The organism is Pseudomonas sp. B21-051 (assembly GCF_024748795.1).
GTDB lineage: Bacteria > Pseudomonadota > Gammaproteobacteria > Pseudomonadales > Pseudomonadaceae > Aquipseudomonas > Aquipseudomonas putida_A.
The window spans coordinates 3,245,957-3,258,983 of sequence record NZ_CP087166.1 but is presented as its reverse complement, the minus strand read 5'-3'; the positions used below and the strand labels follow the sequence as shown (position 1 = coordinate 3,258,983).

The 13,027-nt window shown below is 60.1% G+C and carries 15 protein-coding genes and 1 pseudogene; 10 read left to right on the top strand and 6 right to left on the bottom strand.

Going from position 1 to position 13,027, the window contains the following annotated elements; genetic code table 11:
* The first annotated feature begins 3 nt into the window (after window positions 1-3).
* From LOY52_RS14455 to LOY52_RS14435, 5 genes are all read left to right on the top strand, one after another.
* On the top strand, window positions 4-633 hold the full coding sequence (locus tag LOY52_RS14455) for a DNA repair protein (RefSeq protein ID WP_258674553.1): 630 nt from the start codon (window positions 4-6) through the stop codon (window positions 631-633).
* 17 nt (window positions 634-650) lie between these two features.
* A complete protein-coding gene (locus LOY52_RS14450; RefSeq protein ID WP_027613758.1) occupies window positions 651-1,121 on the top strand; it encodes a YbjN domain-containing protein in 471 nt (156 codons plus the stop codon).
* A complete protein-coding gene (locus LOY52_RS14445; RefSeq protein ID WP_258674551.1) occupies window positions 1,118-2,065 on the top strand; it encodes a peptidylprolyl isomerase in 948 nt (315 codons plus the stop codon). Before LOY52_RS14450 ends, LOY52_RS14445 begins: the two co-directional genes overlap by 4 nt.
* Before the next feature lie 146 nt (window positions 2,066-2,211).
* The gene (locus tag LOY52_RS14440) at window positions 2,212-3,192 is read left to right on the top strand and encodes a LysR family transcriptional regulator (protein WP_258674549.1); all 981 of its coding nucleotides are present in this window, start codon (window positions 2,212-2,214) and stop codon (window positions 3,190-3,192) included.
* Between the two features lie 176 nt (window positions 3,193-3,368).
* Window positions 3,369-3,878 (top strand): GNAT family N-acetyltransferase, encoded by a 510-nt coding sequence (locus tag LOY52_RS14435; RefSeq protein WP_258674547.1) that lies wholly within the window; start codon window positions 3,369-3,371, stop codon window positions 3,876-3,878.
* A 21-nt stretch (window positions 3,879-3,899) separates the two neighbouring features.
* Here LOY52_RS14435 and LOY52_RS14430 read toward each other — a convergent pair whose 3' ends face one another.
* Window positions 3,900-4,592: an aspartate/glutamate racemase family protein gene (locus LOY52_RS14430; protein ID WP_258674546.1), complete on the bottom strand. Its 693-nt coding sequence runs from the start codon at window positions 4,590-4,592 to the stop codon at window positions 3,900-3,902.
* A 146-nt stretch (window positions 4,593-4,738) separates the two neighbouring features.
* On the opposite strand from LOY52_RS14430, the pseudogene LOY52_RS14425 reads away from it, so the two are divergent.
* Window positions 4,739-5,005 (top strand): annotated as a pseudogene (locus LOY52_RS14425) (GNAT family N-acetyltransferase); the annotation flags it as partial.
* Here LOY52_RS14425 and LOY52_RS14420 read toward each other — a convergent pair.
* From LOY52_RS14420 to LOY52_RS14415, 3 genes are all read right to left on the bottom strand, one after another.
* On the bottom strand, window positions 4,995-5,954 hold the full coding sequence (locus tag LOY52_RS14420; protein WP_258674544.1) for a halovibrin HvnC: 960 nt from the start codon (window positions 5,952-5,954) through the stop codon (window positions 4,995-4,997). The pseudogene LOY52_RS14425 and the gene LOY52_RS14420 sit on opposite strands and share 11 nt — an antisense overlap.
* Window positions 5,955-5,974: 20 nt before the next feature.
* A complete protein-coding gene (locus tag LOY52_RS27440) occupies window positions 5,975-6,094 on the bottom strand; it encodes a DUF2599 domain-containing protein (protein WP_408980439.1) in 120 nt (39 codons plus the stop codon).
* Between the two features lie 136 nt (window positions 6,095-6,230).
* Window positions 6,231-7,607, bottom strand: a complete 1,377-nt coding sequence (locus tag LOY52_RS14415; RefSeq protein WP_258674543.1) for a hypothetical protein — start codon at window positions 7,605-7,607, stop codon at window positions 6,231-6,233.
* Window positions 7,608-7,761: 154 nt separating this feature from the next.
* Here LOY52_RS14415 and LOY52_RS14410 point away from each other — a divergent pair, with 154 nt between their 5' ends.
* A complete protein-coding gene (locus LOY52_RS14410) occupies window positions 7,762-7,920 on the top strand; it encodes a hypothetical protein (protein ID WP_408980400.1) in 159 nt (52 codons plus the stop codon).
* Between the two features lie 116 nt (window positions 7,921-8,036).
* Window positions 8,037-8,528, top strand: coding sequence for a hypothetical protein (locus LOY52_RS14405; protein ID WP_258674541.1), 492 nt, complete (start codon window positions 8,037-8,039; stop codon window positions 8,526-8,528).
* A gap of 118 nt (window positions 8,529-8,646) precedes the next feature.
* On the opposite strand, the gene LOY52_RS14400 is transcribed toward LOY52_RS14405, so the two are convergent.
* Together LOY52_RS14400 and ccoN are read right to left on the bottom strand one after the other, a co-directional pair.
* Complete coding sequence (locus LOY52_RS14400) at window positions 8,647-8,865, bottom strand: cbb3-type cytochrome c oxidase subunit 3 (protein ID WP_258674539.1); 219 nt, start codon at window positions 8,863-8,865, stop codon at window positions 8,647-8,649.
* Between the two features lie 18 nt (window positions 8,866-8,883).
* Window positions 8,884-10,311, bottom strand: coding sequence for a cytochrome-c oxidase, cbb3-type subunit I (gene ccoN, locus LOY52_RS14395; RefSeq protein WP_003224481.1), 1,428 nt, complete (start codon window positions 10,309-10,311; stop codon window positions 8,884-8,886).
* 343 nt (window positions 10,312-10,654) lie between these two features.
* On the opposite strand from ccoN, the gene LOY52_RS14390 reads away from it, so the two are divergent.
* A complete protein-coding gene (locus tag LOY52_RS14390) occupies window positions 10,655-12,328 on the top strand; it encodes a nitrite/sulfite reductase (protein WP_258674538.1) in 1,674 nt (557 codons plus the stop codon).
* Window positions 12,325-12,804, top strand: a complete 480-nt coding sequence (locus LOY52_RS14385; RefSeq protein ID WP_258674536.1) for a DUF934 domain-containing protein — start codon at window positions 12,325-12,327, stop codon at window positions 12,802-12,804. Before LOY52_RS14390 ends, LOY52_RS14385 begins: the two co-directional genes overlap by 4 nt.
* The last annotated feature ends 223 nt before the right edge of the window (window positions 12,805-13,027 follow it).

The window sequence follows — 13,027 nt, the reverse complement described above, 5'->3', positions numbered from 1 at the left end:
GTCATGCACGCACGAGTTTTTCTGTTGGGGCTGAGTTTTTTCATCGCACAAGGCGCGCACGCCGAAGGCATGGAGGAGCGTCTGCGCACCCAGTTGCGCAGCACCACTCAGCAGTTGCAGGCCCTGCAAAGTCAGCAGGCTCAGGCCAGCGCCGCGCAACTGGCGGCGCAGAACGAAGCCAAGGCCGCGCAGGCGCAGATCAAGCAATTGACCGCTGAACTGGCCAAGGCCAAAGGCGTCGCCGAACAGTTGGCCGGCCAGCAGCAGAACCTGCACAACCAGGCCCAGGCGCAAGTCGCCGCCAGCAGCGAGCAGGTCGGCAAGTTCAAGAAGGCCTACGACGAGTTGCTGGTCATGGCCCGTGCCAAAGAGGCAGAACGGTCTAAGCTTCAAGCGCAATTGGCTGAACGTGACACACAAGTGCAGCAATGTTCAGTCAAGAATCAGCAGATGTACGGCGTCGCCAAGCAGATCCTCAGCGCCTACGAAAACATCGATGTGGCCGAGGTGATGAAGATCCGCCAGCCCTTTGCGGGCAGCGCCCGGGTCAAGTTCGATGAACTGGCGCAGGGCTTTGGCGATGAACTGTACAAGACTCAATTTGACGCGCCGCAAGCTGCGCTCTCGCACTGATAAACAAGGAAGAAGTAATGACTCAATTGATCAGCCATGTGTCTCCGCAATCCCTGACCGACGTCCTGCAAGCGGCCGGTTATCGCGTCAACCAGACCGAACAGAACGGCATCGTGCAGTTGCTCAGCGCCAGTCAGGGCATCGGTTATGCCGTGCGTTTCGGCAACCCGGCGGTGGAGCAGGGCAGCTACGTCGATTTCACTTTCAGCTGCGCGCTGCGGGTGCAGGGTGAGTTGCCACAGGGCGTGGCCGAACAGTGGAACGCCACCCGGCGCTTTGCGCGGTTGTCGTTGCAGGGCGAGTTTCTGGTGATGGAAATGGACGTGGTGCTGGCGGCTGGTGTGAGCAGCGATCACCTGCGCGGCAACCTGGAATTGTGGGATCGCCTGCTGCAGGAATTCATCGTCTACCTGCGTGATTTCAGCCAGGCCGCACAAGCTTCGACGGCAAAAGTCGCCACCGCTGAGCAAGAGGAAGTCGCGCTGTGAAAAAGCCTGCCATGGTGATCGGCGCCGGGGCAGTGGCGCTGTTGGTGGTAGCCGTGGCGCTGGTGCTGCGACCAGGTGCTGACCCGGTCGCAGCGCAGCAATCGTCGCCGTTGGCGGCGGTTGCAACAGGGCCTGCGGTAGCGCGGTTGGGCAATCAGCAGGTGACGCCGCAGGAGTTGCAGGCGCTGCTGGCGACCGTCCCGCCGGCGACTCGCGAACAACTGCGCGGCAACCGTGAAGCGCTGGAACGCTGGATTCGTGCGCGGCTGGCGGAGAAAGCCGTGCTGGAACAGGCCGACGCTCAGGGCTGGGCGCAGCGTCCGGACGTGGTGCGGCAAACCCGCGCGGCCAGCGAGCAGATCGTCTTTCGCGATTACCTGCGCTCGGTCAGCACGGTGCCGGCGGACTACCCGAGTGCGAGCGAGTTGCAGCAGGCGTATGACGCTGGCAAGGGCAACTGGCAGACTCCGGCGTTGTATCGGGTGAGCCAGATTTTCCTCGCTGTGAATGACCCGCAGAGCCTCGAAGCGGTGCGCAAGCAGGCAACGGAACTGAGCAAAAAGGCTCAGGCTACACCGAGCGATTTTGCTGCGCTGGCAAGCCAGTATTCGCAGGATCGCCTGACCGCCGAACGCGGCGGTGATAGCGGGCTGCAACCGTTACAGCAATTGGTGCCGGAGGTGCGTGGTGCGGTGGCGAAATTGAAGGTCGGTGCGGTGTCCGATCCGCTGCAGAGCGCAGCCGGCTTCCATGTGATCAAACTCACCGAACAGCAACCGGCACGCACTGCGACCCTCGACGAACTGCGCGACCAGTTGACTCAAGCCTTGCGTGCGCAACGGCAGGAGCAGATTGCCCAGGCGTATCTGGACGGGATGCTCAATACCGCGACGCTGAGTATTGATGGGGCCGAGCTGAACAAGGTCCTCGAAACCAACCAATAACCCACATTGTGGGAGCGAGCCTGCTCGCGAATACGGTGTCTCAGGCAGCGTAATTGTTGAATGTGCTGGCGCCTTCGCGAGCAGGCTCGCTCCCACAGTGGATTGTGGTGCACTCAAGACCAACAAAGATCGACAGGGAGTCATCGATGTCATTCACCGAACCCGCAGGCCGACAGGGTAGCCCCGACTATCGCTGGGCACAGGGCGAGCGCGAGCCTTGGCTGGCGCAAGCCGCGACCATCGATGCCGAGGTCGCGCAATATTTTCTGGTCAGTGCCCGCTGTGGCTGTTTCATGCAGGCCGCGCGCAGCCTCAACGTGCGCTCGACCTTGCTGCGCAAGCAGTTGGCGCAGCTTGAGCAGGAGCTGCAGCACTCGCTGTTCAGCTTTCAGGGCAGCGCCCTGAGCCTGACCCGTGAAGGTCAGCAGTTGCAGGCGCAACTGGTCGCGCTGGCCCACGAACGCAAACTGCCGGTGGTCGAGCAGCCTCTGATCCGCCTGGCGGTTGCCGAATCGATCCTGCATGACATCCTCGGTCGCGACCTGATCGCATTGCTGCGGCGCAATGCCAGCGTGCGCCTGGAGATCATTGCGCTGGACAGCGAACTGGCGCTGCGTGCGGTCAGTGCCGACGTGGTGCTGTGGCTGGCCCACGGCGAATCCCCGAGTCCCGGCCCGACCTTCGCCACCAGCCATCCGCAGGCCCTGGCGCGTCTGGATTACCTGCCGCATATTGCCAAACGCTATTCCCGGGTCACCGCGCGCCCGGCGAGTGCCGACGACCTCAGCGATTTCATGCTGTTGCAATGGCAGCACGACCGCCAGATCGACAGTTTCCGGCCGTGGAATGAGCTGGTCGAACAACGCCTGGCCGGCGTGGTGCAGATGCAATCTTATGAACTGATGCTGGAAATGATCCGCTGCAGCGCCTGCATCGGTTTGTTGCCGGCGTACATGAGTCGTTTCGATCGCGGGCTGGTGGCGTTGCCGGGGTTGTTCGATGAGCCGATGCAGTTGCGGGCCTGGTTGGCAGTCAACGTTGAATCTCAGGCGATAGAAGAAGTCCGCACACTGGTCGAACTCATCCACCACACCTTCAACGAACGCCAGGAATGGTTCCAGACCTGACCCAATCCCCGCGTACACCATCCCCTGTAGGAGCTGCCGCAGGCTGCGATCTTTTGATCTTGTCTTTTAAAAGCAAAGTCAAAAGATCGCAGCCTTCGGCAGCTCCTACAGTTTGTATGCGGCGGACTTTGCGGTTTAGAGTGATTGGCCACACATCGATCCAGGAAGGATCCGCCATGCCCGACCACGCTCCCGCCATCAAAATCGAACGCTTCAATGAGTCGCACCTTGAGGGCATCACCGCGCTGTACAACGATCCGGCCGTGACCCGGCAGGTGTTGCAGATGCCGTTTCAGCCCACTGAGGTTTGGCGCAAACGCCTTGCGCCAGACAACGAACGGGTGGTGCAACTGGTGGCGCTGCATGAAGGTGTGGTCATTGGCAATCTGGGGCTGGAAAACTATTCACGGATCCGTCGCGCCCACGCCGGCAGTGTCGGCATGGCCGTCGCTGTGGCGTGGCAGGGCAAGGGTGTCGGTTCGAAACTGCTGGCGGCGGCGCTGGACGTCGCCGACAACTGGATGAACCTGCACCGGGTCGAACTCTCGGTGTACGCCGACAACGAGGCGGCCATCGGTCTCTACCGCAAGTTCGGCTTCGAGAACGAAGGCTTGTTCCGTGACTATGCCGTGCGCGACGGGCGATGGGTCGACACCCTGAGCATGGCCCGTCTGCGTCGTCGATAAGCCAAAAAAATCCTGTGGGGGTCAATCACCCAGCGCGAACGCCACCGCCGACTGCGCATGCAGCTCGGTGGTGTCGAGCAGGGGCAGGGCGCTGTGTTCGGGTTTGACCAGCAGGCCGATTTCCGTGCAGCCGAGGATGATCGCCTGGGCGCCGCGCGCGGTCAGCGCTTCGATCACCCGTTGATAGATTTTGCGTGATTCGTCACTGATCACCCCGACGCACAGTTCGTCATAGATGATCCGGTGCACGTCCTTGCGTTCGGCGTCGTCCGGTACCAGTACCGTCAAACCCTGCGCAATCAGGCGCTGCTTGAGAAAATCCTGCTCCATGGTGAACGCCGTGCCGAGCAGGCCCACTGTGTGCGCATCGATGGCCAATGCTGCCTGCGCCGCCGGTTCGGCAATGTGCAGAAACGGAATGCTGATCGCTGCCTGAATCTGCTGCGCGACCTTGTGCATGGTGTTGGTACACAGCACTACGCATTCGGCGCCGCCGGCCTCAAGCCTGCGTGCGGCATCCACCAGAATCGCCGCCGCGTCGTCCCAGCGCCCGGCGTGCTGGGCCTGTTCGACCGGGCCGAAGTCGACGCTGTACATCAGGATTTGCGCCGAGCGCAGCGGGCCGAGGCGGTCGCGAACCTGTTGATTGATGAGACGATAATATTCAGCGCTGGATTCCCAGCTCATGCCGCCGATCAGGCCGATGGTGCGCATTGAAATTCCTCTGGCTTATGGCCTGGGTCGAAAGGCCAGGCCAGAGGTGAGTTTCTGTTCGTTCCCGGACGGACGCCAGTGAGAAATCAACTGTACCGACGATCCTGTTGCCAAGTGTCATGGTGCCGCTTCAGGCAAAGGCTTGCGGCAGTGTCGGCATGGCCGTTGCGGTGGCGTGGCAGGGCAAGGGTGTCGGTTCGAAGTTGTTGTCTGCGGCACTGGACATCGCCGACAACTGGATGAACCTGCACCGCGTCGAGCTTTCGGTGTACGCCGACAACGAGGCGGCCATCGGGCTCTACCGCAAGTTCGGCTTCGAAACCGAGGGTCTGTTCCGTGATTACGCCGTGCGTGACGGGCAATGGGTCGACACCCTGAGCATGGCGCGGTTGCGCCGCAGAGCTACGGTTTGACCAATTGATCCGATTCGACGTATTGAAACGTTGCCTGAGTTGCGGGCGTCGACGGCGGAAACAGGCGAATCACCGGCACCCAGATTCTGGCTGTCGTGGAATCGTAGAAGTCCTTTTGATTGCCCTGTGCTTCCGCAAGTCCGGCATTGGTGCCACCAGCTATGAAGAAGAACGCCATGAGCGGGAGTGTGTTTTGCAGGTTCTGTGGCCAGGTCTTGATCACGATTTCATTCTGTTCGGAGAAATGTGCAGGCATCTGGCTCAACATTCCCCTTGCGCGTACCGATTGATAGAAGGGCACGCCAGCAGGTTTGCCGGTGACCTCGGAAACGTCAAACCCGCATTGGCGCAAATGATGACTGTTGGGTGAGGTGTCCCACACCATCTTCCATTGTTCGGCGGTGGCAACCCCGGCACTCTGGCAGCGCTGACTCGTAGCAGGAAACGAGGCATAAGGGCCGCAGGGCGTTGTTCGGTTCCAGGTCCAGCCATCTATCGGAAACGAGCAAAGCACATCGAGATCGACCTTGTCCGAGGGGGCGCCGAAGATCGGGTACAGCATGAAACCGTTGCCTTTACCCCAGGCCAGTCGTCCGAATTTCGAGTCGGCCCTGAGATAGGAAAACGAAACCCCTCCGTTTTTGACTGAAGTCGGACTGGGGTTCCAGACATGATGGGTGTCGCCGGGATTCTTGTCCGTGACTCGAAAGATGATACCGGAGCATAGAAACGCAGGTCGATTGTCGTTCGTGTCGCAGTTCGGAAACTGGCGGTTGTAGAGCGTGTTCAACAATTCAACCACTTGGGGGCCGGTCATCGCTGCGTGCGGGTTGTTGCTGGCAATCTGTGGGAGCGTTGACTGGGTGTCGACCTGGGTACAACCGAGAAGCATTGCAATCAGTACCGCTTGAACGATGTGTTTTATGCTAACTGCTTTCAGGCTGCTCATCTTGAATGTCCTTATACTTTTCAAGGGGCCACTTCAGGCAATGGCTCTTCATGGTTACAGCCGACTGCCACGGTTTTTGTAAACCCTACATCTGGGCGCCAGGACTCCAGGTTCCACTCCGGTTTGTCCCGCGCAACCATCAGATGGCCGGCGGAGTTGCCACTTGCGCGCAGCCAACGGGCAACGCCACCAGCATGGCGCCGATTATTCAGTTCATCACGTGTGGACACCTTTTGCAGTCAGATTGTGGTGTCGTCATTGCCAACGGTGATGTTCTTAAAGGGTCAGCCTCAGTAACCAGGAAAAGATGATCGGGTCATTGCTGCCCGTGCGCCGAAGGGTGTAGTTGAACAGCCCTGTTTTTCCCTGATTGCCGCTGAACCAGTTAGGCGGTACCACGACATCGGTGTAGGAGGAACGGGTGATGGGGAACTCGTTGCTGTCGTAACGGGTGGTGCCGACCAGTAACGAGATACGCCCCGTATATTGTGCTTCGAGGGTGGGGTAATAGATCCTGAGGTTGGTTCTGTTGGCGTTGAGCGTGGGTTCCGGGAGGTGGTGCTTCTGGCCGGTGACGGTCAGATCAAGATCCCTGGACGGGTAGGTCGCCTGGTCACCGGGAATCTCGACGGTATAGGTAACCTCCGCCTTGCTGCCATTGCAGTCGATCACCTCATGCCGAGGTATCAGAAACCTCAGCGTTTCTCCAGCGACGGTTACGGTTTTGATTTCACTGCCGTAGGTGGTGGCGCGTCCCTTCCAATAGACTTTGACTGTCTGACCCGGGGCTGACCCCGTGTATTTCACCTCTGTCGTTGCGTGTTGCGCCGAGTAAAAATCCCGTTCGAAATTTAATACCGTGCCACCCGAGTCCTTTGCCTCCAGCACTTTTGGTTTGATCAGATCCAGAGCCGGCTTTTTCACATGCACGTCAATGGTCGTGACAGGTGACCAGATCGCCAGCGGCCCGGAAGCGTTTCCGAGTTGATCGACCACGCGGAATTTAAGAGCGAATTGCGCATTGTCCTGCCAGAAGTCCGCCGTAAAGAGGCGGATTACCACCGAGCCCGCAGTCGCTTCGGCATTCGTCACCGTATGCAGTTTGATTCTGCTGTCCAGATCGAGCGAAATCACATCCTGCGCACGCATGAACAGGTAGCTCAGAGTGACATCCACGCCTTGTGCCGCGCGAATGGCATCCACGCCGTTGGCAATGACATCGGGCGGTAACGTCATCCTGAGGTTCGTGTTGGGGCCAGCGCCTGGGAACTCACCACCGGGGCGCGGTTTGTTGAAGAGAAACCTGAGTCCTGCCGAAGTCTCGGGCGCAGAGGAGCTCCTCCGGGTGACCTGCAGTTTGACTTCATTGGGGCCGTTGACGAGAAATGCTTCGTTCAGGTTCAGCGTGAACTGTTCGTTTTCCTCACCTGATCGTATGGTTTTGCCTACTGCCGGGGTAGTCGATCCATTGACCAGAACACCGATGTAGTCTCCAGGGCTCATGTTTACCCAAGGGTCGATCCATAACTCCAGCAACTGATTGATGATCAGGGACAGCGGTACGCCTCCACGGAGGGGAGGGGAAACAGGATAGACAACCGGGGAAATCAACCCGGTGATGTCCGCATCATAAATAACGAGTGGGCTATTCATTCCTGGACTCCAGCTTCTATGGTTGGGAAATCGAAAACAAAAGGGCTGTACTCATCAAAACCTATAGAGCGGACGCTGCCTACTGTCAGATCTGACAGGTAAACCGAGCTTTTACCCGCCGTTTGTCGGTTATACGCAGGCTGCTGGATATTCAGTGGAGGCCTTCACCTTTCAAAGAGGGCGTTTTCATCGCTCAGAGGCGGCCATCGGTCTCTCCGGCTTCGAGACTGACGATCTGTTTCGCGATTGCGCCTTGCGCGACGGGCAATGGATCGACATCCTGGGCATGGCGGCGCGTCTGCGTAAGCGCTGACCTTTTGTCCGTCAATGGTCGATGAGGCAACCGTGCAGGCAAATGACTCGCACGGTCATCTTCGGCATCTGCCATGCTCAAAGTCCGCAGCACTGCTTCCTCAAAGGAACACCGCAATGGACGACGTACAGCAACTGGGCGAAATGCTTCGCCACTATGCCGACAGCGAAGCGCACAAGAAGCAATTGTTCGAGACGCAGTCAGCGACCTGGGCCACACGGATCACCGCGTTGTTCGGGCAGATTCAGCAATGGCTGGAGCCGGTGCAGGCGCCGGGTTTGCTGGAGGTGAGTGGGGAGGCTTATGTGGCGTTCGGGCCGAGCATTCCCGTGGAAAGCTCAACCTTCAAGACTGAAAAACTCAGCATCGTGATCGCCGGCAAAGCGGTGGAATTCGTACCGGACGTGATGGGCAGCGCCGGGCAGATTTCTCTGGCGGTGATGGGCCTGACGGCGGCGCGCTACGGCAGCATTTCGCTGGTGGGCTTGCCCAGTGGCGAGTGGCAATGGCGCAAGACCAATGGCCTGAAGGATCCGGACACCTTTGTGTTTGATGCGGACTTTCTCGCGCAGCAGCTGCAGAGCCTGATCCCCCGCGATCGCGCCTGACCTGCAACATTCCCCTGTAGGAGCTGCCGCAGGCTGCGATCTTTTGACTTTGATTTTCTAAAAACAAGATCAAAAGATCGCAGCCTGCGGCAGCTCCTACAGGGGGGCGATGGTGGGGCTACATCTCGAGGTTGATCCAGCCCGGTTTCGCCTCTTCCGGCGCCACGGCTTTCACGGTCTTGCCGGTCGCCAGTTCCACCCGCCGTGCCACTTCCGGGTCATCGGCAAACGGCACCATGCTCGCGTCATCGAGGCTTTCAGTCGTTTGGTGGCGCAGGCAGTACTCCACCGCCAGCCACAGAAACACCACGCCCAGCACATTCAAGAAAATATCCATCCTCTTCGGCTCCTTGCCTCAGGCAATCTGCGCCTGGCTGCGTGCCAGCGACACGTCGGCGACCCGCACCGTGCGCCAGACGTTGTAGGCCATCAGCAGCATGCCGCTGAGGAAGAACACCCCGCCGGCAAAGCGCACGATGAACCCCGGATGACTGGCCTGCAGCGCCTCGACAAACGAATAGGTCAGCGTGCCGTCCTCGTTGATCGCCCGCCACATCAGGCCCTGAGTGATGCCGTTGACCCACATCGAGGCGATGTACAACACGGTGCCGATGGTCGCCAGCCAGAAGTGCAGGTTGATCAGCGGCGTGCTGTACATCTGCTCGCGGCCAAAGACTTTCGGAACCATATGATAAGTCGCGCCGAAGGTGATCATTGCCACCCAGCCCAACGCCCCGGCGTGCACGTGGCCGATGGTCCAGTCGGTGTAGTGGGAGAGGGCGTTGACCGTTTTGATCGCCATCATCGGCCCTTCGAACGTCGACATGCCGTAGAACGCCAGCGACAGCACCAGAAAGCGCAGAATCGGGTCGGTGCGCAACTTATGCCAGGCGCCGGACAAGGTCATCATGCCGTTGATCATCCCGCCCCAGCTCGGCGCCAGCAGGATCAGCGACATCGCCATCCCCAGCGACTGCGCCCAGTCCGGCAGCGCGGTGTAGTGCAAGTGGTGCGGGCCGGCCCAGATGTACAGGGTGATCAGCGCCCAGAAATGCACGATCGACAACCGGTACGAATACACCGGGCGATTCACCTGTTTCGGCACGAAGTAATACATCATTCCGAGGAAGCCGGTGGTCAGGAAGAAACCCACCGCGTTATGCCCGTACCACCACTGCACCATAGCGTCGGTGGCACCGGAATACACCGGATAGGACTTGAACCAGTCCACCGGGATCGACAGGTGATTGACCACGTGCAGCATGGCGATCACCAGAATGAACGCGCCGAAGAACCAGTTGCCGACGTAGATATGCTTGGTCTTGCGCTGTACCACGGTGGTGAAAAACACGATGGCATACGCGACCCAGACCACCGCCATCCACACCGCTCCGGAGAATTCGATCTCGGCGTATTCCTTGGTGGTGGTGTAGCCCATTGGCAGGGTGATCAGCATGATCACGATCACCGATTGCCAGCCCCAGAACGTGAAGGCCGCGAGCTTGTCCGAATACAGCCGCACCTGGCAGGTGCGCTGTACCGCGTAGTAACTGGCGGCGAATTGCGCGCTGCCGGCGAAACCGAAAATCACCAGGCTGGTGTGCAGTGGCCGCAAGCGGCCGAAGGTGGTCCAGGGCAGGTCGAGGTTCATGTCCGGCCACACCAGTTGCGAGGCGATCCATACCCCCATCGCCATGCCGACGACACCCCAGAAAACCGTCGCGATAACGAATTGGCGGACGACCTTGTAGTTATAAGCCTGTCCGATTGTTGCTGTGCTCATGGTCAGTTCATCCACGGTTGCAAAGTCTTGCCAGGCCACCCGGTCTGGCACGAGCTGCACTGTAGGAACAGCGCCGGAAACAAAACAGGCTCAGGAATCTTTCATTTGTACGGATCAGATTGAAGTGCTGCCTGCGGCGTTCTGCCGCGCCCTGATACGGTTTTTATGACTTCAGGTGAATCTGTTGCGTGCTGCGCTGCTCGTCCATAGTGCCCTGACAAAAACTGTGGGAGCGAGCCTGCTCGCGAATGCGGTGTGTCAGGCAACTGCATTGTTGGCTGACACACCGCATTCGCGAGCAGGCTCGCTCCCACAGAATTAATTGATGAGGTGGGGCAGGCACATGTATCAATACGACGATTACGACCGCGCACTGGTGTTCGAGCGCGTTGCGCAGTTTCGCGATCAAGTCGAGCGCTTCATGGCTGGCGAGTTGAGCGAGGAGGAGTTCCTGCCGCTGCGCCTGCAAAACGGCCTGTACATGCAGAAGCACGCCTACATGCTGCGGGTGGCGATTCCCTACGGCACCCTGAGTGCCGAGCAGATGCGCACGCTGGCGAGCATCGCCGCCGATTACGATCGCGGCTACGGCCACTTCACCACGCGGCAGAACCTGCAATTCAACTGGATCGAACTGGCCCAGGTGCCGGATATCCTTGAACGCCTGGCGCAGGTCAACATGCACGCGATCCAGACCTCCGGCAACTGCGTGCGCAACATCACCACCGAAGCCTTCGCCGGGGTCGCGGCGGACGAAATGATCGACCCGCGCCCGTTGGCCGAGATCCTGCGGCAATGGTCGACGATCAACCCGGAATTCCTCTTCCTGCCACGCAAGTTCAAGATCGCCATCTGCTCGGCGAAGCAGGATCGCGCGGCGATCATGATGCACGACATCGGCCTGTATCTTTATCCGGGGCGCGACGGGCAGATGTTGTTGCGGGTGATCGTCGGTGGCGGGTTGGGGCGCACGCCGATCCTTGGTCTGCAGATCCGCGAAGGCTTGCCGTGGCAGCATCTGCTGTCCTACGTCGAAGCGATCCTGCGGGTCTACAACCGCCATGGCCGGCGCGATAACAAGTACAAGGCGCGGATCAAGATTCTGGTCAAGGCGCTGGGCATCGAGGCATTCGCCAAAGAGGTCGAGGAAGAATGGCAACACCTCAAGGACGGCCCGGCGCAGCTTACCGAGGCTGAATACGAGCGGGTCGCCCGAGCGTTCGTGCCGCCGATCTATCACACCCTGGCCGATACCGATCTGGATTTCGGCACGCATCTGGCTGAAAGCCCGGCGTTCGCCCGCTGGGTCGCGCGCAACGTGCAGCCGCACAAGAAACCGGGTTACACCAGCGTGGTGCTGTCGACCAAACCGGGTCTGAGCGCGCCGCCAGGGGATGTCACCGGGTTGCAGATGCTGGCGGTGGCCGACTGGTCGGAGCGCTTCGGTTTTGGCGAAATTCGCATTGCCCATGAGCAGAACATCGTCCTGCCCGATGTTCGAAAGTCTGACCTGTATGAACTCTGGCAGTTGGCCTGCGGGCGCAATCTGGGCAGCGCCAACGTCGGCCTGCTGAACGACATCATCGCCTGCCCGGGCGGCGATTTCTGCGCGCTGGCCAACGCCAAGTCGATCCCGATTGCCCAGGCGATTCAGGCGCGTTTCGACAACCTCGACTACCTGCACGACCTGGGCGACATCAGCCTGAACATCTCCGGCTGCATGAACGCCTGCGGCCACCACCACATCGGCAATATCGGCATCCTCGGCGTCGATAAGAACGGCAGCGAGTGGTACCAGATCACCCTCGGCGGCGCGCAGGGCAAGCACAGCGCACTGGGCAAGGTCATCGGCCCGTCGTTCAGCGCGGCCGAAGTACCGCAGGTGATCGAGCGGATCATCGGCACCTTCGTGCGATACCGCGAAAGCGAGGAGTTGTTTGTCGACACCGTGGCACGCATTGGCCTGGAGCCGTTCAAGGAGCGGGTCTACCCGAAAGCGCTGGAGGTGTCGGCATGAACAATCTGCTGCGCCTGGAGCAGGGTGTTGCGCGGCTGATCGAAGACGATCCGTGGACGCTGGTCCGCGAGCCGGAGCAGTGCCGGCCGCGCGGATGGCTGATCCTGCCGTTGGCGCACTGGCTGCAGTCACCCTCAACCCACGCAGTGTGGCTGGGGCCGGACGACGAAGTCGAAAGCGTGGTGCCGTGGCTGACCTCGCTGCCGCTGATTGCCCTGGATTTCCCGAGCTTTCGCGACGGCCGCGCCTACAGTCAGGCGTATCTGCTGCGCAGCCGGTTTGGCTGGGCCGGTGAACTGCGGGCGATTGGCGATGTGCTGCGTGATCAGCTCAGCCACATGCGTCAGTGCGGATTCGACAGCTTCGCGGTGCGCGAGGACAAGTCGGCCGAGGATGCCCTGAAGGGACTGGCCGGCATGAGCGTGCTGTACGGCCGCTCGGTGATCGAGCCACGGCCGCTATTCCGCAGACGCTGAAGACTCTGTGGCGAGGGAGCTTGCTCCCGCTGGAGTGCGCAGCACTCCCAAACAGGCATGATGCGATCCGCCAGATAAATCGCGTTGTCTGGTTTGGGGCGGCTTCGCCACCCAGCGGGAGCAAGCTCCCTCGCCACAGGTGTTTTGCGGTGACATGCAAGGGAAACCCTTACATCCCGCACCATTCCCGGATTTTTCCTTGGGTCGATGCTGGCCTTTTGGT